The organism is Sinorhizobium sp. CCBAU 05631 (assembly GCF_002288505.1).
GTDB classification, from domain to species: Bacteria; Pseudomonadota; Alphaproteobacteria; order Rhizobiales; family Rhizobiaceae; genus Sinorhizobium; species Sinorhizobium fredii_C.
Genome location: NZ_CP023064.1, coordinates 1224520 through 1250989 on the forward strand (window position 1 = coordinate 1224520; position 26470 = coordinate 1250989).

Below are 26470 nucleotides of genomic sequence, written 5' to 3' on the forward strand. Positions count from 1 at the left end.
GGCACGGGCTGCGTGCGGCTTGAACGCGATGAACCTCTAAAGTGAACCCAAAGCCTGAGTTCATCGGGCAACTCTCCGGTTTTCGAAGCCTCGGCGCGGCTCGACGAAAGCAATCCTACTTCCTCTTCCCCGAGCGCCTGGATAACCACGGATATCCAAGTGCCGAGCCGCTCCCGTTCCCTCCAGGCGAGTTTCCCCGACCCGCGCTACTCGCCTGTGCTGGAAAGCAACTCGTCGAGCTGCTCCAACTGCTCCGGCAATGCGGCCGCCGAACCCTGTAGTGCTTCCTCAAGCGCCTCCTTGGACGGATAGACTTCGTGGAAATTCAGTAGTGTCCTCCCGCCTTGGGCCTCGAAGGTCACGGTCGTGATCGCGCCCTCTTCGTCCTCGTCGTTGGTCCAGACGATGCGCTCGTTCGGCACCACCAAGAGATACGTGCCATAGAAGACCATGGTGTCCGAACCGCCGGCGCCGAATTCCAGGCGATATTTGCCGCCGGTACGGACGTCCATATCGCACGATACGAGCGAAACGCCGGATAGCGATTTTGGCACCCACCAGCGCTGGAACAGCTCGGGCTGGCTCCACGCCCTGTAAACCGTGCTCGGCGGCGCGTTGAACGTCCGGGTTACGACGAGTTCGCGATCCCCTCTGCGCTCGACTGACGTGCGGTTCTGCGCACCACCTGCACTGTCAACTTGCTCCGTCATCGCTTCCCTCCTGTTTCATTTCGCTGATGATTTCATCCAAAACTTCGAAGCGGGCCTCGAAGAGCTTGCGATGCGCCTCGATCCACTCGGCCTCCGCCTTGAGGCCTCGTTTCCCAAGCTTGCAGGTTCTCACCCGTCCGACCTTCTGCGTGACGACGAGCCCCGCCCGCTCGAGAACCTGGACGTGCTTCTTCATGCCGGTCAGCGTCATCTGGAACTTATCCGCGAGACTGGTGATCGACGCGTCCCCTCGCCCAAGCTGATCGATGATTCCGCGGCGGGTCGCATCGGAAAGCGCCGCAAATGAGAGATCGAGGGGAGGACTTGAATACTGAACCATCTAGTTCAGTGTATAACCTGGTCGCAGGAAGCGCAAGCGTCCCGAACTTTCCATGCCGTAGACCGGTCATCCGAGGTCATGCACCGCGGCGGCGGCAGCAAAAAATCGTCTGCTGCGGGGTCAAAAGCGGCCCTTATGGCCGCTGGTGAACGAACGTAGTCCGCCGGGTGCCGGCGCAAAATCGGTCGCTCACTCAATTTCGCCGAATGACCGCAATTGACGCTAAGCCGACGTACCTTGGTGGGGTGTTCGCGCATCTTTCCACACCCCATGTCTAGCTCGATTGATTGGCTTTAGCCCGCGTCGCCCATCGTGAGAGGATCGCCGTGGCAAAGATGGGCTGACTGCGATGACGACTTGCAGCGTTTGTTCAGGTTACTGAAACCGATGGCTCAGGCTGGGGATCGTCGTCAAAACCCGCACGAGCCCGCAAAGCGGCAGGCACGACGACTAGATCGCCGGCCAGCAAGGCCGTGACGAGGAATGAATTGCTGGCTCTCGTTCCGGCAATGTGTGTCAGCGCCTGGGGGCTCAACGCCTATTTCGCGATCACCGGGTGGTGCTGTTGGGCGCGGCGATCATTTCGGCGATCATCATCGTAAGGGCATGAAAAGCCATCGTCGCCATCGCGGGGTTCTCGAGCTCCGGCAGGAACGCGGTGTCCCGCACTCGCCAGCCCCACCCCGCGCGAATTCGCCCCCGCTGCTTCCGCGACACATGTCGTTACAAAAGTCCTGCCCAGCAGACACATGGTCAATACACCCGGACGTTCAAATGGCGACCTGGCTTCGAAAACGAGCCTCGACCCAATATGCGAAAGGACGACCATATGAAAACGTCTCGGATCATCGCGGCTGCGCTGCTGATCGTTGGAAGCGGATTGGCGCTGCAGGCGGCCAAGGCGCAGCAAGCGGGAATTCAGCGTACCGATCTCGTGCAGCACGACCTCGATACGCCTGGCCGGGAGGCCGTCCAGGTGCGGGTCGATTTCGAACAGGATGCCGTCTCCGTCAAGCACTCCCATCCGGGCGAAGAGATAGCCTATGTCCTCGAGGGCTCGTTGGAATATCAGCTCGAGGGGAGAGCACCGGTCATCCTTCATGCCGGGGAAGCATTGTTCATCCCGGCCGGAGTGGCGCATGTGGCGAAGAATGTCGGCAGCGGCAAGGCATCGGAACTTGCGACATATGTTGTCAAGAAAGGCACGCCGCTGGTCGTTCCGGTCAAGTGAGCGTTCGACATGGATATTGAGAACCACCTGGAAGGAAGTGCGAAGATGACCGCACAGGAATCGACCGGAGCGTCCGCGCTGTCCCGCCGGGCTCTGCTCTTGAACGGAGCTGTGGCGGCAGCCTTTGCGACGTTTCGCCCTGCGCCTGCCCTCGCCCAAGCGGTTGCGCCGGCGACCGTAGAGGCCGATGCCATTCGCCCTTTCCATGCCGATGTGCCGGCGGCAGCGCTCGTCGACCTCCGCCAGCGCCTTGCCGCCACACGCTGGCCCGACCCGGGACGGTCGACGACCGCTCCCAGGGCGTTCAGCTTGCGAAGCTTCAGTCACTTGTCCGCTACTGGGAGACTCACTACGACTGGCGTAAAGCCGAAGCGAAGCTGAATGGCTTGCCACAATTTCTGACGAGTATCGACCGTCTCGACATCCACTTCATCCATGTCCGCTCCCGTCATGCAGACGCATTGCCGCTCATCATGACCCACGGCTGGCCCGGTTCGGTCTTCGAATTGCTGAAAGTCATCGGTCCGCTGACCGATCCGACGGCGCATGGAGGGACCGCGCAGGACGCCTTTCATCTCGTGCTTCCGTCCGTTCCCGGCTTCGGCTTTTCCGAAAAACCGGAAGGCACCGGCTGGAACCCGGACCGCATCGGCCGCGCCTGGGACGTTCTCATGAGACGCCTTGGGTACCAGGACTACGTGGCACAGGGCGGCGATTGGGGTGCCATCATTTCTGATGCGATGGGCCGCCAGGCTCCTCCGGGTTTGCGCGGCATCCACGTCAACAGGATCGAGCGCTCTACCACCCTCCCGCAGGAAGTCGCCAAGGCATTGAAAAGCGGTGATCCTGCACCGGCGGATTTGAGCGCCGAGGAGCGGGCGGTGTTTGACGAGGCCAGGGAGTTCCTCGGCAAAGGCTTTGGCTATGCGGCCATTATGGGGACGCGTCCGCAAACCGTCGGTTACGGCCTTGCCGACTCACCTGTCGGATTGGCAGCGTGGATCTATGACAAGCTCGCCGATTGGGTGTTCACCCGGGGCGAACCGGAACGCGCGTTGAGTCGCGACGAAATTCTCGACAACATCACGCTCTACTGGCTGACGAACACCGGGACCTCGAGCGGCCGGATATATTGGGAGAACAGCGCGGGCACTGCCAAGTTGGTCCCTATCGCGATCCCGGCGGCGGTGACGATTTTCCCCGGAGAGGTGTACAGGCCGCCGAAGAGCTGGGCGGAACGCGCCTACGGCAACCTGATTTACTACAATCGCGTGGACAGGGGCGGCCATTTCGCCGCCTGGGAGGAGCCGGACTTGTTCAGCGCCGAGCTGCGCGCCGCATTCCGGCCGCTGCGTCGACTCTAGCCTTCAGTCGACACAGGCGCACGAGCCGGTGAATACTGCTACCACGGCGTTTTCATTTTGATAAGTAATGGCAGTCGAACGGTGGAGATCGCGCCATGGAGCACATCGATCATATCTTGGTCGTTGATGACGATCGGGAAATCCGGGAGCTTGTGTCGAGCTACCTGAAGAAGAACGGTCTGCGCGTAACCGCCGTCGCCGACGGGCGGCAGATGCGCACGTTCCTCGAGGCCAACACGGTCGATCTTATCATTCTCGACCTGATGATGCCTGGCGACGATGGCCTCGTTCTGAGCCGCGAGCTGCGCGTCGGCAGACACAAGGCGACACCGATTGTCATGTTGACTGCGCGCTCCGACGAGATGGACCGTATCATCGGCCTGGAAATGGGCGCCGACGACTATCTCGCCAAGCCGTTTTCTGCGCGCGAGTTGCTCGCCCGCATCAAGGCGGTCCTGAGGCGCGCACGCATGTTGCCGCCCAATCTGCAGATCTCGGAAGCCGGCCAACTGCTGCGTTTCGGTCGATGGAAGCTCGACACGACGGCAAGGCATCTCGTCGATGCGGAGGGTACGGTGATTGCGCTCAGTGGAGCCGAGTATCGGCTGCTGCGCGTCTTCGTCGACCATCCGCAGCGCGTCCTCAACCGCGATCAGCTCCTCAATCTGACGCAAGGACGCGATGCCGAACTCTTCGACCGTTCCATCGATCTCCTGGTCAGCCGGGTCCGCCAACGCCTTGGCGACGATGCCCGCGAGCCGACCTATATCAAGACGGTCCGCAGCGAAGGCTATGTGTTCTCGATGCCGGTCGAAATCGTGGAACCGCGCTGATGGCGACGGCCGCCTTAAAAGGAATTCGCCTATGGCCGCGCACACTCAGGGCGCGACTGTTCATTATCCTTCTTGCCGGTCTGGCGATCGCTCACGCCATGTCATTTGCGGTGCTGTTTTCCGAGCGCTATGTCGCCGCGAGGTCGGTGATGTTCAATACGCTCGAGAACGACGTCGCGACAGCGATCGCCATTCTAGACCGGCTGCCTGCGGCCGAACGCGGCGCCTGGCTCGATCAACTTGCTCGCGGCTCCTACCGGTTCCTTCTGGGGCCAGGCATGCCCGGCAATCCAGTGCTTGAGCCGAACGACGCCGAAGTCGCCTCCAAGATCCAGGCTGCAATCGGCACGAAATACCCGATCGAAGTTCAGTCGATTCCCGGCGCAGCCCGCCGTCTCCAGGCGCATCTTCGCTTGAGCGACGGCGAACCCCTGACGATCGACGTCACGCCAAGGGGCGTCATGCCCGTAGCCGACTGGCTGCCTTACGTGCTCGTTGCGCAGCTTTCCCTTTTGGTGTTGTGCAGCTGGATCGCGATGCGCCAGGCCATCCGGCCTCTGGCCAATCTGGCGAAGGCCGCCGACACGCTGGACCCGAACAGCAAAACGCCGCGTCTCAGCGAGACCGGACCAACGGAAGTGGCCTACGCGGCGACCGCCTTCAATTCGATGCGGGATCGCATCGCGCAGTATCTGGAAGAGCGCGTGCAGATCCTTGCTGCGATCTCGCACGATCTACAGACCCCGATCACCCGCATGAAGCTGCGCGCCGAAATGGCCGATGAATCCGCCGAGCGGGACAAGCTGCTCCAGGACCTTGGCGAAGTCGAGCGCCTCGTCAAGGAAGGGGTTGCCTATGCACGCAGCGCCCACGGCACGGAGGAAAGAGCCTCACGCATCGATCTCGCCTCGTTCATCGAGAGCCTCGCATATGATTACCAGGATACCGGCAAGGCCGTTACCATCGGCGAATTGAGCCACGGCGCGATTGCGACCCGGTCGCACGCGCTAAGGCGAATTCTCACCAACCTGATCGACAATGCGCTCAAATTCGCCGGCAGTGCGGAAATCGAGGCTCAGCGCCAGGACGGCACCGTCTTTATAAGAGTGCTCGATCGCGGTCCCGGCATTCCGGAGGACCAGTTGGAAGCCGTCCTGAACCCTTTCTTCCGTCTGGAGCAGTCGCGCAACCGCGACACGGGGGGGACTGGCCTCGGTCTTGCGATCGCCGATCAGCTCGCGACCGCGATTGGTGCTGCGCTCACCTTGCGCAACCGCGACGGCGGAGGACTGGTGGCGGAAATCAGTCTCCGACAGTAGAATCCTCGGCCCCCGTGGCAACACACCAGGGCGGCCTCAGCGCCCTGATGTGGCCCATTCCATGCAGCAGCCCATTCACGCGGGCTGCGGTTCGCCCGTCTGCTCCCGAACGATGTACTCGGCGTACCAGATCGGCCAATCCTCGTCGCGGTGACCGAGCTGCTTCTCGTATTCGCCGTGGGCGGCCTCTGCGCGCCGGAAAGCGCTTGCCAGATCCGCGGCGGAGGCGAATGTCGTGGTGCTCGCGTCGATCCGCCCGGGCAACCGTGTGGTGACCTCCTGGAACAGCCAGCCGTTGCCGTCCGGATCGCGGAACGAGGCATAAGAGCGGTAGCTGCGGCGCTCGGGATCCGCGCCTGCTACCCTGTGCCGCCCAAACAGATACGGCTCGTCGTTGCCCGTCTGCACGTCGCCGGCATGAAACACTTCGCTGATATCGACGCCGCGGCGACGCAAGTCCTCGCGGGCGGCCTTAATGTCGGAAACGATGAGGTACAGCCCCTGGGCGGAGCCCGGTCGCGCGTCAGTGACATTCTTTCCGAAGATGACCGAGGCGCCGGATCCGGGCGGTGTGAACTGGATCACCCGGTAGCCGTCATCCCCGGCAAAATCAGCATCGAGGCGCCAGCCGAGGCCCGCGTAGAATGCCTTTGCGCGATCGACGTCCGACACGGGGACGACGATGACCTCGAGCTTCATGTCGATCGACTGCGTTGTTTGACTGTTGATTGCAGTGCTCATGGTTTTCTCCTTGTGTTTGGGTGTGGCGCAGTGCGCCGGTGCAAATGCGCACGCGGCGACCTGAGCGCGGTCTGACCGAGCGCGGGAATACCGGGCGATGCCCCCGACCGAAACTCGTCCGGTCGGGAGCATCTCCTTCAAGATCAGACGATGTTGATCGCGACGTCGATGTTGCCACGCGTCGCCTTGGAGTAAGGGCAGGTCTGATGCGCCCTTTCCACCAGCGCCTGTGCCGTGTCACGGTCGATGCCCGGCAGGCTGACATTGAGCCGGGCCTGCAGCGAATAGGCGCCTGCGCCGTGGCGAAGATCCACTTCCGCATCGACCGCCAGATCGGCCGGAAGCGTTACCTTCTGCTCGCTGGCCGCCTTGCCGATCGCTCCGATGAAGCAGGCCGACCAGCCGGCCGCAAAAAGCTGCTCCGGATTGGTCCCCGGCCGCGAACTCCCGGGTGAGGAAAGCTTGATGTCGAGGCGCCCGTCAGAGCTGCGGGATGCGCCGTCGCGGCCACCGGTGGTGCGCGTCTCGCCCGTGTAGAGTACCTTCTCGATCTCGGTCATGGTGTCCTTCCTTCGACAGAGTTGATGACGCCGAGCCAAATTGGCTTGTCCGACTGTCGAGGCACACATGCCGCTCCGCACGTGTATGGAATGTTTCGTCACCGGGCGAAAAAGTAAGCGAATGCCGGCAAAATGCGGAACAGAAACACTGCGATACGAAAGCGCTGTCAGAGGCAACGCGTAAAAGGGTGAAGCCATTCGACCTTGTCGCCCGAAGGTGCGCCACGGTTGAACGCGAGATGGATGAAGACAATACCCAAAGCGCGTCGCGCATTCGTGAATGCGGACGCGCTTTAAAAAGTCTACAGCGATCTCGGAGCGTCCAAAAGGATGCGACCGTGCTGCGGCGTTAAAAGTGATCAGAAACGATTGACGTCGAAGACGGCCTGTGCAAAGGCCTGAGGAGCTTCCTGCGGCAGGTTGTGACCGATGCCGCCTGTGATCAGCCTATGTTCATATTTGCCGGAGAATTTTTTCGCGTAGGCCGCCGGCTCGGGATGCGGAGCGCCGTTGGCATCTCCCTCCAGCGTGATCGTCGGCACACCGATCGTGGGGAATTTGGCGAGTTTTTCTTCCAGGTCGTCATATTTCGGCTCGCCGTCGGCCAGGCTGATCCGCCAGCGGTAGTTATGGATCGTGATATCGACATGATCCGGGTTCTCGAAAGCCGCCGCGCTGCGGTTGAAGGTGGCGTCGTCGAGATTCCATTTCGGCGAGGCCAGTTGCCAGATAAGTCTCGCAAATTCGTTTCGGTTCCGCTCGTAGCCGGCGCGCCCGCGGTCGGTGGCAAAGTAGAACTGGTACCACCAGGCATGCTCGGCGCCGGGCGGCAGCGGCATCTTGTTGGCTTCACGGCTGCCGATCAGGTAGCCGCTCACGGACACAAGGGCCTTGCACCGCTCCGGCCAGAGAGCGGCGATGATGTTGGCGCTCCGCGCGCCCCAGTCGCATCCGCCGATGACCGCCCTTTCGATCCCAAGCGCGTCCATCAAGGCGACGATGTCGGCGGCGATTGCCGCCTGCTGACCGTTGCGCGGCGTCTCCGGTGAAAGAAAGCGCGTCGTTCCATAGCCGCGCAGATAGGGAACGATCACCCGGTAGCCGGACTCCGCCAGCAAGGGCGCCACATCAACATAGGTGTGGATGTCATAGGGCCAGCCATGCAGAAGGATAACCACAGGCGCGTCGCTCGCGCCGAGTTCGGCGTAACCAACATTAAGAACGCCCGCATCGATCTGCTTCAGCGAGGCAAAGGACGTGTTCGTCCCTGGCGTGATCGCCCGAATGCCGGCCTCAGCCGTAGATTTTGCGGCGGCCACGCCGGTGATGTTCAATTGCGCGGCGGCAAGTGTCAACGCCGCCGCTCCGATGAACCGCCGTCTCTGCAGATTGATTTCCCCTGTCATCGATCTTCTCCGAACTGTGTGAACTACAGTTGCGGAATGCGATTTCCATGTATCTGCGTTGTGACTTCGCGAGACCGCGATTGAAAGCTCATGTACGCACCCGCGCCTGGACACAGTGCGTTACAATTCCACTAGTGGCGGCACTATGCGGATGCGCTATCGCGCGCATTTCGCCGGATCGTCTGCGGTGGCTGCCCGAGCGTTCGAAGAAAGGCGCGGCGCATGCGATCGGGATCGGCAAAACCTGTCTCGACTGCGATCACGTCCATGGAGTGGCGGCCCTGCTCCATCAACAGCCGGGCCGCTTCGACGCGGAGGTTCTCCACTGCCTTGGCGGGCGACTGTCCCGTCTCTGCCCGAAATGCCCGGCTGAACTGGCGCGGGCTCAGCCCCGCCGCATCCGCTAGCTCTTCTACCGACAACACGCCGCGCAGATTCGCCTTGGCGTAGTCGATCGACTTCTGGATCCGGTCGGACTTCGGCTCGAGCTCAAGCAAGGCCGAAAACTGCGATTGCCCGCCGGCGCGCCGGTGATAGACGACAAGCTTGCGGGCGACGTTGCGCGCAATCTCCTGGCCATGGTCCTTCTCGATCATCGCAAGCGCAAGATCGATGCTCGCCGTCATCCCTGCCGACGTCCACACGCTTCCGTCGACGATGAAGATGCGATCGTCCTCGACCTTGACGTCCGGAAAACGCTCCTGGAGCTGGCGCGCGAAGGCCCAATGCGTGGTCGCGCGGCGTCCATCGAGCAGACCGGCTTCAGCAAGCACGAAGGCGCCGGTGCAGGGCGCCGCCACCCGGCGCGACGTTTCAAGCGCTTGACGCGCAAATGCGATCAGCTCCGGAGTCATGGGCTCGATCGTCACGCCGGCGCCGAACATCACGGTGTCAAAAGGTCTGTCGTCGAAGGCCCTCGTGAGGACACCGAAGCCGGCGGACGACTTGACCTCGCCGCCCGCCTCTGAGAGCAGCTCTATCTCATATGCCGGCTCCCCAAGCGCCGAGTTCGCCATCTCGAAGGCGGTTACCGCCGCGAAACCCATGAGCTGGAATCTTGGAAAAACGACAAAGCCGATCCTATGCATGGGCAAGTTCCTTACTGGAATTTTCCGCGATTACGATATTTCCGCTGGAGACAAACTGCCACTCAGTCTCGAGCGGCTTCCCGCTGAGAAATCCTGACCGGACGCAGCAATGGCGGCGAACGGCCGATAGCCACAACTGCGACTAGGCCGAGCACCAACATGAGCCCGATAACGACAAAGCCGTCGCCGAATGCGAGCGCCCAGGCCTGCCGCCGAACCGCCGAGCCAATCTCCACTACAGCCCTCACCGTGGCGCCGGCGTCACCCGCAACCTGCCCCGCAACAGCGCCGGCGAGGCCGTAAATCCGCTCGGCCTCGGCGAGTGCGTCCGAATGGTACTTCTGACGCTCAGCAACGAAGCTGGAGAGAACCCCGACGCCGAGCGTCGTTCCCGCCAGATTGCTGATATTGAATGTCAGCGACGCTGTCGGAAGGTCCGCGGGCTTCAAACTGCCGGTGCCGACGATCATGGCGGGCGTCAACAGCAACAATTGACCGGCCGAATACAGGGCAAGCCCATAGCGGAAATGTTCTCCCGCGGGCGTCGTGGTTTCGCTGCCCATGAGCATGGTTCCCAACACCAGGAGGACAACGCCGGTTCCCATCGCGATGCGCAGATCACAGAGATGCAGGAACCACCATACCAGCGGGAGAGCGAGCAATTGGGCAGCCGCGGCCCAAAGCATGAGCTCCGAGATATCGAGCGGCGCGTGGCCTTCTACGGTCGCGAGCAATTGCGGCACTAGATACGAGCTTACGGCGAAACCGGCGCGTAGCAGGAAATTCAACCCAATCGGAAGGCCAAACCTCCGTGTGAGGAGGATCCGGGGCGCCACGAGCGGCAGCGCTGACAAGCGTGACACGATAATGAAGCCCGCCCACGCGGCAGCGGACAAGCCGGCGCCCCAGACGATCATCTCGCTCGCAAACCAGAAGCGGCGCGCTCCTTGGTTGAGGACGAGCATCAGGCTCGCAAGGGCGAGCGACAACAGGACGATGGACGTCCAATCGCCCTTGAGCGCCGACCAGTTCAGGGCCTTGTGCGGAACCCAAAAGCGGGCGGCAAGAGCCAGAGCCGCGCCGATCGCTGCCTGAACGGCGAAAAGCGCGCGCCAGCCGAAACTGTCGGAGACATAACCGGCAATGGCGGCCCCTGCGGTCCCGGAAAAGAGGAGGGCAAATGCGAGTATGACCACCGTATAGGCGAGACGCGGTCCGCCGGCCACCATGAAGACGGCGACGAACGCCGCCGGGCCGAACCCGCCGGCGGCAAAGCCTTGCAGTGAACGGGATGCAATCATGACGCCAAGGTCGCTCGTCATGGCACCGGCGAGCGCCGCGGCCGCAAACAAGATGGAGCTTGCGACCAAGTAGCGCCCTATGCTCAGGACTCCGATTAACAGGCCCGAGGTGACTATGCCGACGCAACTTCCCATCGTATAGGCGGTCAGTATCCAGGAGCCCTCGCCCGCGCTGGACAAGAGCCCGTTCTGGATGTCGGCGATGTTTGCCGAGGCAAATTGGGCCGACAGGTTCACCAGGAAGGCGCCGGCAAGCCCGGTCGCGAGGAACAGCAGATTTTCACGTGTCAGAGTGGGCGTGCTCATTTGAACCATCCTCGGCGGTAAAATTGTTGCCGGTGTTGGCGATTTGCTTCAGCCGGCCGCATTGAGGTAGCGAGCCGCCGGCGCCCGGAGGGAAAGGTTCGGCATGAGTTTCTGCCGCGCCGCCTCATAGAGTTCCCAATCGGCAACGTTCGGTAGCGCCGGAATGGTGACCTGTTCGCCGAGATCGAAGCCGGCGAGAGCGGCATCCACCATCTCTTCGGCGGGCATGACGATCTCGCTCGGGACATGTTCCAGAGGAGTCCCCGCAGTGCCCCAGAAGTCGGTGGCCGTCGCACCCGGGAGGACCGCTTGAACGCGGATGTTCTTCTCGGAAAGTTCCTTTTGAAGCGATTGGGTAAAGGCGAGCACAAAGGCCTTGCTGCCTCCGTAGACGCCGTTCAGCAGCTCCGGCGCGATGCCGACGATCGAAGCGATGTTGATGATCGCACCCGTACCACGGGCGACAAAGCGGGGAACCGCCGCATAGGTCAGCCGCGTCAGAGCGTTGACGTTCAGCATGATCATCTCCTCCATCTTGTCGATATCGGAATCGAGCAGTGGGGCAGTCGCACCGACGCCTGCATTATTGACCAGCAAGGTAATGCTGGCATCCGTCTGAAGTACCTGCTCGAGGCGGCCGAGATCGTGCTTGTTGCCTAGATCTGCCGCAACGACCTCGATGGCACGGCCGGTCTCATCGGTCAGGCGCTTCGCGAGATCGTTGAGCCGGGACTGGTTGCGGGCGACGAGGATCAGGTCATATCCCCTGCGCGCCAAGCGATCGGCATAGATCGCTCCGATGCCGGAGGACGCGCCGGTAATCAAAGCGGTACCTTTCGAGTGCTGGGTCATGCGAGGCTCCATTGATTTAAGATTGGAGCCTCGATGGTAGGGCGAAAGCGCCATGTCTCAAATGTCTTATTTCCGTCGATTTAGGACATGCTCGTTGGGATCGGCGGGTACCCTCATTTAAACGCGCCATTCAGCGCAACCGGAGTGTCGCGGCTTGACTTCGCCTGCATCGGGCCTTGCTCAGACGACGTTGCCCCGCCGACGAGCGCCGCGATCGCCGATGCCTCTCGTCGATCGGTATCCCATGCACAGGGCGCAGCCGCGAGTGCCATGATGCCAACGACCAGGACAAAAACACGCACTTGAACTCTCCTCTCTGACGACGAGTCGAACGCTCATCCGAATGTGAAAACAAAGACTTCGACGCCGGGATCAAGGAAGCGGATCTCGAATGTCCGCTCACGCACTTCTCCTGACTGGCGCACGAGCTGATAGAGGCGCGTCTCACGCACCGTTCCGTTGCCCTCCGGGTCGATGTCCGAACCGTGATCCGCCCCCGGTGCAGTTCCGTCAACGAGCACCTGGAAGCGCACCTTCCTGCCGTTCACCCCTGGGCCGAGGACGAGGTGCAGGTCGCGCGCGCTGAACCTATAGGTGACCGCTCCTCCGGCGCGATTGAGGCTCGCCTGCTCGGCGCCGACGGTCCAGTTGCCGGCAAGGCCCCACTGATTGAGGCGCGGCTTTCCGATCGTATAGTCGCGTGGCTCATCGGCCGCGACGCCCTCGTACGACGCGAAGTTCGCAGCACGGCGATAGCCGACATAGTCTTCGCCGGACTGGAGATTGGCGAAATCGGGGGCGGCTTCGGCGCCCTTTCCCTCGGGCTTCACAAGAGTTCCTTCACCAGCGCGGCTACCCGCCGCCTCCGCCAGCAGGTCCTGGATGACGCGTTCCGACTGTGCGTAGTCACCCTCGCCGAAGTGGTGGTGCCTGACCCTTCCCTCGGCATCGATGAAGTAATGCGCGGGCCAGTAGCTGTTGGCGAAGGCGCGCCAGATCGCGAAGTCGTTGTCGACCGCGACAGGATAACCGATGTTAAAATCGCTGACTGCCCGCTTGACGTTGTCGATGCGCCGCTCGAAGGCGAATTCGGGCGCATGCACGCCGATGACCACCAGGCCCTGATCCAGGTACTTCTCCGCCCAGGCGCGAACATAGGGGATTGTCCGAATGCAGTTGATGCAGGAGTAGGTCCAGAAATCGACGAGCACCACCTTGCCGCGAAGCTCCTCCACCGTCAGCGGCTTGGAATTCAACCACTCCACGGCGCCGTCCAGGGGTGGAAAAATGCCCTCCACCGGCAGATTGCTTCGATAGTGCCGGACCTGACCGTTCGCGGCCGGTGCGGCACGATAGCTGGCCGCCGTTTTAGGAAGTTCGCGGTGCAGGCGATCGAGGAGCGATTGCTCGATGCTCGTGGTGCCCGCAAAGGAGAGGCGCGCCAAGAGCCCCGTATCCAGGCCGAGCGCAATTGCCGCGACGCCCGCCAGCACGGCGATGCCGAGGCCGTGCCGGAGACGCTCGCCGAAACCGAGCGACCGCTTCATGGCCGCAAACACCCTTCCACCGGCGAGCAGGGCCAGCGCCAGCGAGGTGGCCGCGCCGGCGGCATAGGCCGCCAGCAAAAGCGTCGTGCCCACATTGGCGCCATGGAGGGCAGCGCCGGTCAGCACCAGCCCGAGGACCGGACCGGCGCAGGGCGCCCAGAGAAGTCCGGTCGCGACACCAAGGAGCAACGATGCTCCGACACTCGCCTTCTGTCCGGCTGCCCGATGTGAGAGGCGGTTGCCGATGGCGACCAGTGGGCGGGTGACTACGGCCCCAACCTGCGGCGAGAGCAGCATGACGCCGAAAACCGCAAGCACTGCAATTGCCGCATATCGGCCGGCCTCATTCGCCTGGACCACCCAGTCACCGCCGATGGCGGCCAGCGTCGCGACCCCCGCAAATGTCACGACCTTGCCGATGAGCATCGGGAGAATGCTCGTCGCGAATGGCCGACCGGCTCGTGAAAACACGAAAGGCAACACCGGAAGAATGCAGGGGCTGACAATGGTCAGCACACCTGCGAGATAGGAAATCGTGAAAAGGATCATCGTCGTCCCTCTGCGAGAAGACCAACGCCTTTTTGGGCGCGGGCCGCGTTGTCACGCGCTGCAGAGGATCAGCGTGAAGTATCCGGCTTGTGTCTTCTCGCTAACGGATCTGTATCAAAGTGCATGAGGCCCTTGGAGCCCTTATGGAAAGCCGGCGAGCGAGCCGCTCCGTTATTGAAGTAGCTTCAGCAGTTCCTTCGCCGCCGAGGTGGACGAAGACGGGTTCTGTCCGGTTATCAACCGACCGTCGACGACCGTGAAATCGGCCCAATCGGCAGCCTTTTCAAAGCGGCCGCCGAGACGCTTCAGTTCGTCTTCGACGAGGAACGGCACGACCTCGGTCAGTTGCACCGCCTCCTCCTCGGAATTGGTGAAGCCGGTGACGCGCTTTCCCTTGACGATGGGCTCTCCCTGATAGGTGACCTGTCGCAGGACTGCCGGGCCGTGGCAGACGGCCGCGACCGGCTTGCCGGCATGGTAGAAATTCTCGATCAGGGCAATCGAGTTCCTGTCGTCGGCAAGGTCCCACAACGGGCCGTGACCTCCCGGATAGAAGATCGCGTCGAAGCCGTCCGCACTCATGTCGGAAAGCTTGGAGGTATGCGCCAGTGCCCTCTGGCCCGCGAGGTCCGTCTTAAAGCGCTTCATCGCTTCGGTCTGGTTGCCCGGCTCGTCGCTCTTCGGGTCGATCGGCGGTTGACCACCCTTCGGTGACGCAAGCGTGACCTCCGCTCCGGCATCCGTGAATGCGTAATAGGGCGCTGCGAACTCCTCGAGCCAGAAGCCCGTCGGCTTGCCGGTGTCCCCGAGTTGGTCATGCGAGGTCAGAACCATCAGAATTTTCATCGCCATGCTCCTTCTGTTGAGGCGTGTCCAAACGCGGGTGCGCCGAGGCATGTGGGGCCTGCGCCCGATCATCCGCCGCTTCGGCTCGGCGCGATTATTTACCTGGTGCCGTTTTCGGGTGAATACTCGCTTTCTGGCAGTCACTATCCCGAAGGACGGCAGAAAAACATGGACCGTATCGATGCAATGAAAGTGTTCGTAACGGCGATAGACGAAGGCAGTCTCGCCGGTGCCGCCCGGCGGCTGAAGCGCTCGCCGACTGCGGTCAGTCGGGCGCTGAGTTTACTTGAGGCGCATGTCGGCGTCGAGCTATTGCACCGGACCACCCGTACGCTGAAACTCAGCGAAGCCGGCCAGCGCTATGCCGTGGCCTGTCGGCGGGTGCTGGTCGACCTCGAGGAGGCCGACATGCTTGCCGGCGGTGAGCGCGCGGCTCCACGCGGGAAATTGACGATTTCAGCGCCGCCGATTCTCGGGGAAGAACTGCTTCGGCCCGTACTCGACGATTTCCTCGATCTCTATCCGGCCGTTTCGGCCCAACTCCTCCTGCTCGATCGCTTCGCCAACCTGGTCGATGAAGGCATCGACCTTGCTCTGCGCATCGGGCAATTGGCGGACTCATCCCTCATCTCCACCCGGCTTGGTGGCGACGTGAGACGTGTCGTCGTCGCCTCCCCTCGCTATCTTGCCAATCACCCGCGTATCGACGAACCAGCCGATCTCGCAAAGCATCAGATCGTCGCCTTCACCAATTTTGGTCTGGACTCCTGGAGCTTTACCCCGGCGCAGGGGTCGTCTATCCCAAGACGGTTCAATTCTCGCCGCGATGCACCGTCAACAGCGTACGCGCTGCGACGGCTTCTGCAGTTGCGGGCCACGGCGTCACCAGGCTCTATTCCTATCATGTCGCCGAATATGTGCGGGACGGTCGCCTGAAGATCGTACTGCCCGATGCCGAGCACCCGCCCCTGCCGGCGCATCTGCTCTCACCGCCTGGGCGCATGTCGGTCCCGAAGGTCCGCGCCTTCGTCGACTTCGCCGCGCCACGCCTGCGCGCCGAATTTCTGCGCCTGGCGACGGAGGCCGGTATACTCGGTTGATCATGCCGATCTTCGGTTGAGTGTCTGCCAATCTCCGGCAATTCTCCCGCAGAGTGAATGGCTCTACTTTCGACTGCACCAACGCCAAGGGCGGAGGCGGACGCAGCAAGCGGCCGCTGCAATCGAAAAGGGACCACTGCCATGAGCACTGAACAGAAGGTCGTCATCGTCACCGGCGCGTCGCAGGGAATCGGCGCCGGATTGGTTCGCGCCTATCGCGACCGGAATTACCGCATCGTCGCCACGTCCCGGTCGGTCAAGCCGAGCGCGGACCTGAACATGCACACGGTGCCCGGCGATATCAGCGAGCCGGAGACCGCAGAGCGGGTCGTGCGGGAAGCGCTCGAGCGCTTTGGCCGCATCGATTCGCTCGTCAACAATGCCGGTGTTTTCCTTGCCAAGCCTTTCGTCGAAATGACACAGGAAGACTACGAGCACAATATCGGCGTTAATGTCGCTGGCTTCTTCCACATCACCCAGCGCGCCGCCGCGCAGATGCTGAAGCAGGGCTCGGGCCATATAGTCAGCATCACCACGAGCCTCGTTGATCAACCGATCGTCGGCGTCCCCTCTGCACTCGCCTCGCTGACCAAGGGCGGTCTGAACGCAGTGACCCGGTCGCTCGCGATGGAGTTCTCGAAAAGCGGCATTCGTGTCAACGCGGTCTCCCCGGGGATCATCAAAACACCGATGCATCCGGTCGAGACGCACTCGGCTTTTGCCGGACTGCACCCAGTCGGTCGAATGGGTGACATTCGCGACATCGTCGATGCCGTCCTCTACCTGGAGACCGCCAGCTTCGTCACCGGCGAGATCCTACACGTCGACGGCGGCCAGAACGCCGGACGCTGGTAGCCAAACGAGTGCGCCGCGCCGCAGCGGCGCGGGCGCCTGAGACCCCCAGGCAATTTCTCGCAAAAGGAGGCTGCAATGCCCATCGTCACCGTACAGGTCACCCGAGAAGGGACCACACCCGACCGCAACTCGGTCACTTCTGAGGAAAAGGCCGCGATCATCAAAGGTGTCAGCGAGGTGCTCCTCAACGTCCTGAACAAGCCGCTTGAATCGACCTACGTCGTGATCGAGGAGGTCGATCTCGACAACTGGGGCTGGGGCGGCCTCCCGACGGAGCAGTACCGTCGAATACGCGCCACGGCACGATCCTGAAGCGATCAACTGTCAGGTCCCCGCCCGCAACGATCGTCGCTGAAACCATCTCCGCAACGGAGCGAACGAACAGCCGGCCGGACCTCGTCCTGCCGACAACGAAGCCATGGCTGGAAGGAAAAGAAATGGACAAGAGATTCTACATCGGCGTTTTCGCCGCACTCTTCGCGGCCTTTGCTTTTTCGCTCAATTTCGTCGTGCCATTCATCATCGGTGACTACTCCACCTTTGATTTTGCCCTTGTCCGCCACGTCGTTTCGGCCCTGGTCGGCCTTTGCATCCTGTTTTCGGCAAGAGGGGCGTTGCGGCATCTTACGCTTCGCAACTGGCTTTCGACGACCTGGCTCGCCTTCATCGGCTATGTCGGCTATTTCCTGACGGTGACCGGATCCGCCATCTTTGCCGGTCCGGTGATTGCTCCCGCCTTTCTCGGACTGGTCCCGATCGTTCTGGCAGTCATCGGCAACCAGCGGCAGAGATCCCTGCCCTGGCGATTCCTGATGATGCCGCTCATGCTGGTGCTGATCGGCCTTGTTCTCGTCAATGGCACGGTATTTACGGCCGAAGGATTGAGCTCCGTCCGCTCGCTGTGGATCGGCATTCCGCTGGCACTCGCGGCCGTGGCCCTGTGGGTCTGGTTCGCGATTGCCAACGAAGCTGCAATCGCCGCCCGACCCGACATGCCCGCAGCCGCGTGGTCGGCGCTCACACTGGTCGGCGGAGGCGTGTTGATGCTGGTCCTTTACCCGATCGGTGCAGCGATGGACCTCTTCCAGCTTCCCAAGCTCGGTTTCGGGTGGAACGCTGCCGGCTCGCTCTATCTTTGGGGCACATCCCTCGCGCTGCTGGCCACGGTCGGCGGAGTGTGGGCGTGGAATGTCGCCTCACGGAACTTGCCCGTCGCACTGACCGCGCAATTGATCGTGGCGGAAACCGCCTTCGGCGTCATTGGCGGACTCATCGTTCATGCGCGGTGGCCAACTGCAATGGAATGCGCCGGGGTCGCCATCCTGATCGCCGGGGTTGTCCTGTCGATCCGGGCTTTCCATGTAAAGGAGCGTCGATCGGGCAAACCTCCATCGCATGACTCCTGCGTTTCACCGCGGGGCCTGCCCGCAGCGTCCTAATTAGAAACGGCTTGCCCTACGCTCGGGAACTATTGCGCCCGAGCGCGGCGGCCACGTCGCGGCCTTCGTGCCGCCAGCCATTGCCCTCAGCAATGTCTGTCGCCGGGCGTTCCCGTACAAAGCCGCCCGCCGATTTCCCCGCGCGCCGCAGCGATGCACGCATTCTGCAGCGAATCATACGCGGGGACGTTCTGCAGCTCCCGTCTCCTGGGTGTTGACAATGCGTCTCCCAAAACCGGCCGCAATTTCCGTTGCCGATAAACTACGATCATATTAATCGTAGTTAACGCGACACACAAACGATCGTCGCGGAACTGGTCTTCCTTTTGGAGACAACGAGCTGAAACGCCATAAGGAGAAATGCCGACATGAATGCACGATCCATCATCGGCGCAGCCGGCGCCGCCCTCGCCATCGTCACTGCCATGCCCGTCGCAGCGCACGATCCCGGCGATGTGGTTACCCCCCATTTCGAGCGGGCCATACCCAACATTCCCGGCAAGACGCTGACGGCGCTGATTGTCGACTATCCGCCGGGCGGTGTCTCGGCCGCGCACAGGCACGCAAAATCGTCTTTCATCTTCGCCTACGTCCTCTCGGGAGAAATCGAGTCGAAGGTGAATGACGGTCCGACGCAGACCTATCGGGCCGGCGAGAGCTGGCACGAGCCACCAGCGTCCGACCATTTCGTCAGCCGCAATGCGAGCAAGACCAAGCCCGCAAAACTACTCGCCGTATTCGTCGCCGATAGCGACGAAAGGGCCCTGACCACACCCATCGAGTAGTGGAGCGACCTTTCAAGGAGCAAGCAAATGAGCAAGCGTCTCGACTACAACCAGATCGCACCGGCCGGCGTCAAAGCCTTGGGCAACGTCTACGGCTACGTCATGCAGAGCAGCCTTCCTGCGGTGCTGGTCGATCTCGTCTATCTGCGTATCTCGCAGATCAACAACTGCGCCTACTGTCTCGACATGCACACCCGCGACCTTATGAAGAAGGGGCAGACGATCGAGAAGATCGCACTGGTGCAGGCATGGCCGGAGGCCGGCAATCTCTTCGACGAGCGTGAGCGGGCCGCCCTCGCCTGGGCCGAAACCGTGACGCGCGTCGCCGAGACCGGCGTGCCGGACAAGGCCTACGAGGCCGCGCGTGCTTTCTTCGACGAGCGCGAACTCGTCGACCTGACGATCGCGATCGGCCTGATGAACAGCTACAACCGCATGGCGATCAGTTTCCGCAACACGCCACTGGCTGCGCTCGATAAATAAGGTGGCAGTGCGATAGCGGGCGCGTGGGTCTCGCGCGTCCGCAAATTTTCCCGCGTTGGGTACGATCAGAATTCTCTGGAGCTGTTCTGAACCTGGAGCGCTACGCGAGGCCAACAGCCTAGGAGATGGCGATAATCTCGAGCTCCTGATCGCCCACACTCACGACATCTCCGACGGCCCTGCCCATCAGCATCCTTGCGACCGGCGATACGTAGGAAATCGATCCGGCCTTGGGGTCCGCTTCGTCCTCTCCCACGATGCGATATTTCTGCACCCGTCCATCGTCGCGGCTGAAAGTGACCGTGCTCCCGAAGGCGACGGTATCGGTTGAGGTCGGATCCGGGACAAGCTGAGCCGTGCGAAGTCTCTCGGCAAAGTAGCGCAGGTCCCGCAAGGGGCTTGCCGCGTGCCGGCGCCTTTCATTCACGTCTTCGATCGTGCTCGTGGCATCATGGGCCTCGCGAGCGAGCTGGAGCGACACCTCCAGCGCCTTCAGACCCGCTTCCGTGACAAGGTTCGGGTGAGGTGAAACTGGACGGTCGGGCAGCAATGTTTCCGACGCAGTTTCGGCACTTTCTTCCTTGGTGAAGGCAACACTCAATCTCAGTCTCCGTTTAGACGCGGGGCGCTGATGGCCCGTCCGCCCCGACGCCGCGCGAGCCGATACTGCGCCGACCTGAAGTCAAACTCGGAACCTGCGTTCGGGGCGCCCGCGATCGTCGCTCCCTCGCCTGACAGAGCGACAGCCGAAGCGTGGCGCCTTCAATGATGGTATATAGAACATAGGGCCGGGGCTGAAGCGTCAAGTAATCATCATCACTCCCAATCGAGGAGGAGGTCGATGCGTGGCAAATTGCACCCGCTGCTTGAAGAGGCTCTGGAAGCGCATGGTGGGCACGCCCGTTGGCGCGCGTTCAGGGGGATCGCCTCGACCATACGGACCGGTGGAAAGCTATGGGAGCTGAAAGGCGCTCCTTTGCTTCCCGTGCCGCGGCGGGCAACAAGCGAGTTCCGTCGCCAGTGGACTCGCGTTACGCCCTTCGGCGAACCCGATTGGACGATGACCTGGACTCCCGAGCATGTGGAGATCACCGCCGGAGACGGCTCGGTTATCGCCCATCGGGAGAACGGACGTGAGGCGTTCGATCGCAGCTTCAAGGGACAGTGGGACCCGCTGAACCTCGCCTACTTCAACGGCTACGCCATGTGGACGTATCACGCGGCGCCGTTCGTTTTCGGCGAGCCCGGCTACGAAGCGCGCGACGTTGCCCCGATCGACAATGAAGGCGTGAAACTTCGCGGCGTCGCCGTGCGGTTCCCCGAGGGCGTTCACAGCCATACGCGGGAACAGCGCTTCTACTTCGATCCCCAAGGGCTGCTCCGCCGTCACGACTATACGGTCGATGTCTGGGCGGACACGCCGGCGGCGCATTTCATATCTGATTACGTTGACGTTGACGGGCTGAAATACCCGACCCGCCGCAGCGTGTTCACAATCAAGCCGGATGGCGCTCTCGACCGCGATTTCACCGCCGTCACGATCGAGCTGTCGGACTACGCGCTGTTCTGAGCTGCCGCGGTTACGGCTATGCGCGTCCGTGCGGACGCGACACTTGGAGGAAGATCGAGAGCGCGCGATGCGGGCGCCGTTCGCGATGCCTCCATCGATCACGCGATCCAGGATCACGAGCCTGACTTGGAAACTGTCGACCCGGTTCGCCCGAGACTCGTGAACCGGAGACGGTCGGCGTAACGGGCTAAGGATGCGCGGAACACTGCGAAGAGCGAGCTTCATGCGGTGGTGCGCGCTTCGGGCGGCCCGGGAGCACGAGCATTGGGACGGCTTGATGCGCAAAAGCTGTACCGCGGGTTCGCTCCCTTGCCGCTAAAATCCATCAGGATGCCCGCGCACGGCGCCCACGCCTCGGAGTACGTGCGGCCAGCCATTCCTTTACGTGGCCGGCGTGTTCCTGGGGTGCCTTCGCCTCTACCCGGCCCTTGATGCTCGCCAGCGTATGCGCCGCCAGCGCCTCTCTTGTCCGCTTCTCGGCCTCGATCATGACCGCGTGGATGGCGCAGACGCCATCCACCGCCCAAGCGGGGGTGCGGTCGCCGAAAAGCGCGCATTGAGCGCGTATCTCCCTGCATTCGAAGAGTGCCTTGCGTCCATCGACAGCTTCGACGACATCAAGCGCGGTGATTTCCGTCGCGGGGCGCGCCAGCGCAAAACCGCCGCCAATCCCCTCGCGTGCGACGACGATGCCGGCCTTTTGAAGCTTGGTGAAAAGCTTCGCCACGAAATCAGCAGGAACCTTCTGCAGCTCGGCAAGATCGCGCGCGCTTGCGGGCTGCCCCAACTCCTCCGCATCGGCGAGGAAAAGAAGACAGTGAAGAGCGTATTCAACGCCTGCGCTGACATGAGCCATGGAATACTCAAAACCCAGACTAATATTGTCGGAGATACCACCGAAGGCGCGCCTTCGCAATCCCTGTTCCGTCTTCAGATTGACGAGACGTTTCCGAAAGCGGCCGGAACTATCGTTGCCCGACTACTCTCCGTGGCAGCAAATAGATCGCGCCCTGGCCGTTGAAAATGCCCAGTTCGCCTCTAACGTTAGGCCACTCAATACATAACCGTATTGAGCATGACGCTGATAGGCGCCCCCTTATTGAACTGTGCGCTGCCGCGCGCCAGCAGCCAGCCGTCCGCACGTTCCAGGCGCGCAACGATCCGCAGCGTTGATGAAGCCGTCGAGCCTGCGGGCGGGGACAAGGAAAAGGTGATCGTCTTCGTCCCGCCGTCGCTTCTGATGCGCGTCTGCGCGGCGCGGCGTCGCGCAGTGTCCTGAATGGCAGGGTCCTCGAGATAAATCTCAAGATGACCTTCCGGGATAGCAGCGCCGCTCTCGAAGGTGACTGTGCCGCGAATATCCGTCGGTTGCGCGGCGACGGGCACGGCGACCGCGGCGAAAGCCGCAGCTCCGACGGTCATCAACACTGTGCGGCGGCCGGTCGGGCGCTTCATCACACACTCTCTCCATGGTCGCCCCGCTTAGATCCGTGCGATAGCAACATTGCAGCGACGCTGGTCTTTTGGAAGGGGCGCCTGAAAGCGCCCCTCCCGCGGTCGAGTTAGACGATAACGAAGTCGTTCGCCGAAAGATTCAGATTTCTGCTCAATTGCGCATATTGAATGGCTGCGACCTCTCCGGCGCCATCGGCGTCATAGGACAGGATGCCGCTGTCGGTATCGTAGATGATGCGGTCGTCGGCGTCATGAGCGACGCCCGCCGCACTCCCGTGGAATGCGCCGAGCGCGAGAGCGCCGTCGCCACCCACGCTCTCGAAGACGAGGTTGTCCAGCAGGATCGTATCGTCGATCACCCTGAAGTCCCTGATCCAGTCGACATTGCCGTTCCCAAGCTCGGTTGAGAAGCGGAATGTATCCTCTCCCTCGCCGCCGGTGAGCGTGTCGGCCGCCAGACCTCCATCCAGCAGATCGCTGCCAGCGCCACCATCGAGCCTGTCGGATCCCGCAACGCCCGGCTGGGGCGGCGCAGGGGGGAATTCGACCGAAACGTTCAGTTCATAGGTCGAGCCTGCAGGCACGGCTTCCGCCCAGCCATCGCCCGGCGCCGTCGGCGACCAGCTGCCCTCCAGTATGTAATAGGTCCCCGTCTCCTGAGCGACGAATACCAGGCTTGAATCCCGGTTGCTTGCAGAGCCGGGGTCGCCGCCGCCATCATCGTTCTGAGCGACGATGTTGCCGGAGCTGTCGAGCAGCCTGACCCAGCTGTCATGGACATTCGGGTCGGCAATGCCGTCGATGTCGATCGTGATGACCGTACCGGCAGCCAGTTCGATCTTGTAGTATCCGCCCTGGCCGTTTCCGGTGGCGTTGACGGTCGTGTGAAGGACCGTCGTCGAATCGAAGATGTCGGGGTCGGCGGTCAGCGAGAAATTGTTGGAGATGTCGAAGGAGGCTGCGATCGAGTTGTTCGTCGCGTCCGGTCCGAGCGTCGCATAGCCGGTTCCGATGCCCGGGCGTGGCGGCGCGTCGCCCTGATAGGCGAAATCGCCGAGCAGCGTGTCATCGCCGTGGCCGCCGTCGATCCCGTCGTTGCCGCCCTGGCCGGTCAACACATTGGCTGCGTTGTCGCCGGCGAGGCGGTCGTTGAAGCCCGACCCCGCGAGATTTTCGATGGAGACATAGATATCTCCGCCGGACCTGCCACCCGTGAGGCTAAGCCGGACACCGCTCATTGCCTCGGCATAGTCTGCGGTGTCGCTGCCGGCACCGCCGTTCAACCGGTCGGCGCCGCCGCCGCCGGTCAGCGTGTCGTCGCCTGTGCCGCCGGAGAGCTCGTTGGCGAACGCATTGCCGATCAGATGGTCATCGAAGGATGAACCGACGGCGTTCTCGAACCCCTCGAGGATATCGTGCCGGATCGCTGCGCCCCGGCCGACGATCTGCACCGGACCGTCACCGTCGCCGCCATTGGCCGTGCCGTTCTTGAGATCGATCGTCACACCGTCGGAGCTGCCGGCGTAGACCACCGTGTCGATACCCGAACCGCCGTCCAGATAGTCCTGTCCGGCGCCGCCGATGAGCGTGTCGTTGCCGCCTTCTCCATAGAGGATGTCGCCATCATCGCCGCCATCCAGGATGTCATTGCCGTCGCCACCGTTGAAATAGTCACCGCCGCCCTGACCCCAGAAGTGGTTTGCGGCGGCCGTGCCGATGAAGCGGTCGATGCGGTCGTCGGAACCGATCAGGTTTTCGATGCTGTAGAAAGTGTCACCCGAGGCGGTGCCGCCGCTGGCGACATTGGTGGCAAGGTTGACGAGCAGCTGGAAAGGGCTCTCCTTGCTGAAATCGACCGTGTCGACCCCCGCGCCGCCCCTGAATATATCGATGCCGTCCTGGCCGCTCAGCGTATCGTCGCCCTCGCCGCCGTCGAGAATGTCGTTGCCCTGGCCTCCAAGAATGGTGTCGTTGCCGCCGCCGCCGTAGAGCGTGTCGTTGCCGTCGTCGCTTTCGGTCTGGTCTTCGAGGTCCTCCACATCGATCGTGTTGTTGATGTCGCGGCTGGCAAGCGAGTCGCGGCCGCCGATGATCAGGTCGTCACCGCCCTGGCCGAAGATCGTGTCGTCGCCGGCGCCGCCGTCAAGAGTATCGTTTGCATTGGTGCCGAAGATGATGCTCGCCATCGTGCTGTCGCCGATGCTGGGCGGGGTCTCGCCGCCGCCCCCGCCGGGTTGGATCGTCGACTCGTCGGCATAGATGATGTTTTCGACGTGGGCGATTTTCCTGATCTTCAAGTGCCTGGACAGGAGAATGACCGTGTCGTTGCCGCCGTTCGCCTCCTCGCGAACGATGTCCTGCCATGAATCGATGAAATAGATGTCGTCGCCGCCATTGCCAGCCATGCGGTCGCCGCCGGCGCGGCCGTCGAGCGTGTTGGCGCCGTCATTGCCGATCAGGATGTCCTTAAACCTGCTGCCGATGCCATTCTCGACGTAATAGTCGGTTTGATCGGCGTTGTGTCCGGCGAAGATCGACACATTGTTGCTATGACCGTTGACGCTGGAGAACTGTCCGGCGCGCAGGTCGAGGATCGTGCCCGCCGTCGAGCCGGAGAAATCGATCGTGTCGGTCCCGCCGGTATCATGGATCGCAAAGCCGATGTCATGCTGCATGCCCGACGAGGTCAGCTGGTAGCCATATTGCGTGCTGCCGAAGCCGTAGACATTGTCCCCGGTGTTGAGCTCGATCTGCTGATAGGTGCGCACGCCATTTTGGTCGACGGTCGAGAAAAAGCGACGAATGACGGCCTCGATGTCGGCGATCAGCGGCGTCGACGCCGACCAGCGGCTGGTTTCGCCGACATCGATCCCATCGAAATAGGACATGACGCTGTATTGCTGGCGGTCATAGGTCCAGGTCGCATTGTTCAGATAGTTGATCTGCACGCCGCCGGGACCGCTGTAATTGTAGAGCCCCGGATGGTTCAGGCCGAATTCATGGCCGAATTCATGAATGAAGGAATCGAAGACATAACCGCCGATGTCGGTCTTGTTGGGTTCCGTGTCATGGAAGCGCTGGCCGATGCTGACATAGCGATCGCTCGAATAGGCGCTGCCATCGTCCTCCTCGCCGAGTTCCGGGCTGACGACCTCCATCCAGTCCGTGGTGCTGTCGAACGGCGCGTCGTCGACGATCTCGAATTTCAAAGGGGTGACAGCCGCCCACATCTCCAAGGCGCCGATCGCGGCGGCCTTGTATTCCGGATGGTCGTTGAGCTCGAAAACGTTGATCCTCAGCGTTCCCGCCGCAATCTCCGGCGTCAGGCTGCGGGGCAATGCCCCAAGATAATCGAGAAAAGACTCGTAATCCTCGCTCTTGCCATAAGGGTTGTCAGGCGTCTGATCGTTGACCCACCATTCGTCGCTCGTCTCACTTGGATTGGGCATCGTGAGGTTCCCTCTCTGACGATTATGCGCAGTTACGGCTGTACCGTTCTGCAGCTAGCCAATTTTCCATCACACGCGTGGCGTGCGCCTGCCTGCCAGCCCCGTCACCCGGCGCGAATAATGTTATTGCAGCCTTTGATTTGTCACCCCCATAAAGACGGGGGTAATGTCACATTAGAAGTTGCAGCCACAGCAAGCGTCCCGGAGCGGCAAACGAGCTGCGAAACCATTGCTCCGACCGACCAGCTCTGAGTCGCCGCCGGTTGCTTTCAGTGTCGAGGAGGCGGGGAACCTCACCGGTGTAACGCTTCATCCTGGAATTTTGGGCTGTTCGGCTGGCT

General features: G+C 62.1%; 24 protein-coding genes and 2 pseudogenes. 11 read left to right on the forward strand and 15 right to left on the reverse strand.

Annotation, left to right across the window (positions count from 1 at the left end; genetic code table 11):
* Positions 1–206: 206 nt before the first annotated feature.
* Both SS05631_RS25165 and SS05631_RS25170 read right to left on the reverse strand, forming a co-directional pair.
* Positions 207–710, reverse strand: coding sequence for an SRPBCC family protein (locus tag SS05631_RS25165; RefSeq protein WP_037416265.1), 504 nt, complete (start codon positions 708–710; stop codon positions 207–209).
* On the reverse strand, positions 694–1050 hold the full coding sequence (locus tag SS05631_RS25170; protein WP_037416262.1) for a metalloregulator ArsR/SmtB family transcription factor: 357 nt from the start codon (positions 1048–1050) through the stop codon (positions 694–696). The genes SS05631_RS25165 and SS05631_RS25170 overlap by 17 nt, the downstream gene beginning before the upstream one ends.
* An 829-nt stretch (positions 1051–1879) precedes the next feature.
* On the opposite strand from SS05631_RS25170, the gene SS05631_RS25175 reads away from it, so the two are divergent.
* The 4 genes and pseudogenes from SS05631_RS25175 (at position 1880) to SS05631_RS25195 (ending at position 5797) form a co-directional block, all read left to right on the forward strand.
* Positions 1880–2281 (forward strand): cupin domain-containing protein, encoded by a 402-nt coding sequence (locus tag SS05631_RS25175; RefSeq protein ID WP_037416334.1) that lies wholly within the window; start codon positions 1880–1882, stop codon positions 2279–2281.
* Between the two features lie 45 nt (positions 2282–2326).
* Positions 2327–3645: pseudogene (locus SS05631_RS25180) on the forward strand (alpha/beta fold hydrolase).
* Between the two features lie 95 nt (positions 3646–3740).
* Positions 3741–4478 (forward strand): response regulator, encoded by a 738-nt coding sequence (locus SS05631_RS25190; RefSeq protein ID WP_037416258.1) that lies wholly within the window; start codon positions 3741–3743, stop codon positions 4476–4478.
* Complete coding sequence (locus SS05631_RS25195) at positions 4475–5797, forward strand: ATP-binding protein (RefSeq protein WP_037416331.1); 1323 nt, start codon at positions 4475–4477, stop codon at positions 5795–5797. The genes SS05631_RS25190 and SS05631_RS25195 overlap by 4 nt, the downstream gene beginning before the upstream one ends.
* A 75-nt stretch (positions 5798–5872) precedes the next feature.
* Here the strand turns inward: SS05631_RS25195 and SS05631_RS25200 are convergent, their stop codons facing one another.
* From SS05631_RS25200 to SS05631_RS25235, 9 genes are all read right to left on the reverse strand, one after another.
* Complete coding sequence (locus SS05631_RS25200) at positions 5873–6538, reverse strand: VOC family protein (RefSeq protein ID WP_037416255.1); 666 nt, start codon at positions 6536–6538, stop codon at positions 5873–5875.
* A 143-nt stretch (positions 6539–6681) separates the two neighbouring features.
* Positions 6682–7098: an organic hydroperoxide resistance protein gene (locus SS05631_RS25205; RefSeq protein ID WP_037416252.1), complete on the reverse strand. Its 417-nt coding sequence runs from the start codon at positions 7096–7098 to the stop codon at positions 6682–6684.
* A 359-nt stretch (positions 7099–7457) separates the two neighbouring features.
* Complete coding sequence (locus tag SS05631_RS25210) at positions 7458–8504, reverse strand: alpha/beta hydrolase (RefSeq protein ID WP_037416248.1); 1047 nt, start codon at positions 8502–8504, stop codon at positions 7458–7460.
* A gap of 143 nt (positions 8505–8647) precedes the next feature.
* Positions 8648–9592: a GlxA family transcriptional regulator gene (locus tag SS05631_RS25215; protein ID WP_037416245.1), complete on the reverse strand. Its 945-nt coding sequence runs from the start codon at positions 9590–9592 to the stop codon at positions 8648–8650.
* Positions 9593–9654: 62 nt separating this feature from the next.
* Positions 9655–11199, reverse strand: a complete 1545-nt coding sequence (locus SS05631_RS25220) for an MFS transporter (RefSeq protein ID WP_037416242.1) — start codon at positions 11197–11199, stop codon at positions 9655–9657.
* Positions 11200–11247: 48 nt separating this feature from the next.
* Positions 11248–12051 carry an SDR family oxidoreductase gene (locus SS05631_RS25225; protein ID WP_037416239.1) on the reverse strand — a complete coding sequence of 268 codons (804 nt, stop codon included), beginning with the start codon at positions 12049–12051 and terminating at the stop codon, positions 11248–11250.
* Positions 12052–12164: 113 nt separating this feature from the next.
* Entirely contained in the window at positions 12165–12353 is a 189-nt protein-coding gene (locus SS05631_RS31165; protein WP_157213157.1) for a hypothetical protein, read from the reverse strand.
* 33 nt (positions 12354–12386) lie between these two features.
* Entirely contained in the window at positions 12387–14147 is a 1761-nt protein-coding gene (locus SS05631_RS25230; RefSeq protein WP_037416236.1) for a cytochrome c biogenesis protein DipZ, read from the reverse strand.
* A gap of 171 nt (positions 14148–14318) precedes the next feature.
* Complete coding sequence (locus SS05631_RS25235) at positions 14319–14993, reverse strand: type 1 glutamine amidotransferase domain-containing protein (protein WP_037416233.1); 675 nt, start codon at positions 14991–14993, stop codon at positions 14319–14321.
* Positions 14994–15161: 168 nt separating this feature from the next.
* Between SS05631_RS25235 and SS05631_RS25240 the strand changes: the two are divergent.
* The 6 genes and pseudogenes from SS05631_RS25240 to SS05631_RS25265 all read left to right on the forward strand — a co-directional run bounded on the left by SS05631_RS25240 (position 15162) and on the right by SS05631_RS25265 (position 19655).
* Positions 15162–16093, forward strand: a pseudogene (locus SS05631_RS25240) (LysR family transcriptional regulator).
* A gap of 141 nt (positions 16094–16234) precedes the next feature.
* The gene (locus SS05631_RS25245; RefSeq protein WP_037416230.1) at positions 16235–16948 is read left to right on the forward strand and encodes an SDR family oxidoreductase; all 714 of its coding nucleotides are present in this window, start codon (positions 16235–16237) and stop codon (positions 16946–16948) included.
* A gap of 75 nt (positions 16949–17023) precedes the next feature.
* The gene (locus tag SS05631_RS25250) at positions 17024–17260 is read left to right on the forward strand and encodes a 4-oxalocrotonate tautomerase family protein (protein WP_037416227.1); all 237 of its coding nucleotides are present in this window, start codon (positions 17024–17026) and stop codon (positions 17258–17260) included.
* A gap of 125 nt (positions 17261–17385) precedes the next feature.
* Complete coding sequence (locus tag SS05631_RS25255; RefSeq protein WP_037416223.1) at positions 17386–18387, forward strand: DMT family transporter; 1002 nt, start codon at positions 17386–17388, stop codon at positions 18385–18387.
* Positions 18388–18755: 368 nt separating this feature from the next.
* Positions 18756–19172 carry a cupin domain-containing protein gene (locus SS05631_RS25260; protein WP_037416220.1) on the forward strand — a complete coding sequence of 139 codons (417 nt, stop codon included), beginning with the start codon at positions 18756–18758 and terminating at the stop codon, positions 19170–19172.
* A gap of 27 nt (positions 19173–19199) precedes the next feature.
* On the forward strand, positions 19200–19655 hold the full coding sequence (locus SS05631_RS25265) for a carboxymuconolactone decarboxylase family protein (protein ID WP_037416218.1): 456 nt from the start codon (positions 19200–19202) through the stop codon (positions 19653–19655).
* 118 nt (positions 19656–19773) lie between these two features.
* Here SS05631_RS25265 and greA read toward each other — a convergent pair whose 3' ends face one another.
* Positions 19774–20256: a transcription elongation factor GreA gene (gene greA / locus SS05631_RS25270; protein ID WP_037416216.1), complete on the reverse strand. Its 483-nt coding sequence runs from the start codon at positions 20254–20256 to the stop codon at positions 19774–19776.
* Between the two features lie 240 nt (positions 20257–20496).
* Between greA and SS05631_RS25275 the strand changes: the two genes are divergently transcribed.
* Positions 20497–21225 carry a hypothetical protein gene (locus tag SS05631_RS25275; RefSeq protein ID WP_162109084.1) on the forward strand — a complete coding sequence of 243 codons (729 nt, stop codon included), beginning with the start codon at positions 20497–20499 and terminating at the stop codon, positions 21223–21225.
* 325 nt (positions 21226–21550) lie between these two features.
* On the opposite strand, the gene SS05631_RS25285 is transcribed toward SS05631_RS25275, so the two are convergent.
* The 3 genes from SS05631_RS25285 to SS05631_RS25295 form a co-directional block, all read right to left on the reverse strand.
* Positions 21551–22081, reverse strand: a complete 531-nt coding sequence (locus tag SS05631_RS25285) for an Rrf2 family transcriptional regulator (RefSeq protein ID WP_037416213.1) — start codon at positions 22079–22081, stop codon at positions 21551–21553.
* 197 nt (positions 22082–22278) lie between these two features.
* Positions 22279–22680, reverse strand: coding sequence for a hypothetical protein (locus tag SS05631_RS25290; RefSeq protein ID WP_037416210.1), 402 nt, complete (start codon positions 22678–22680; stop codon positions 22279–22281).
* A gap of 107 nt (positions 22681–22787) precedes the next feature.
* Positions 22788–26129 carry a M10 family metallopeptidase C-terminal domain-containing protein gene (locus SS05631_RS25295; protein ID WP_095678090.1) on the reverse strand — a complete coding sequence of 1114 codons (3342 nt, stop codon included), beginning with the start codon at positions 26127–26129 and terminating at the stop codon, positions 22788–22790.
* Positions 26130–26470: the final 341 nt, after the last annotated feature.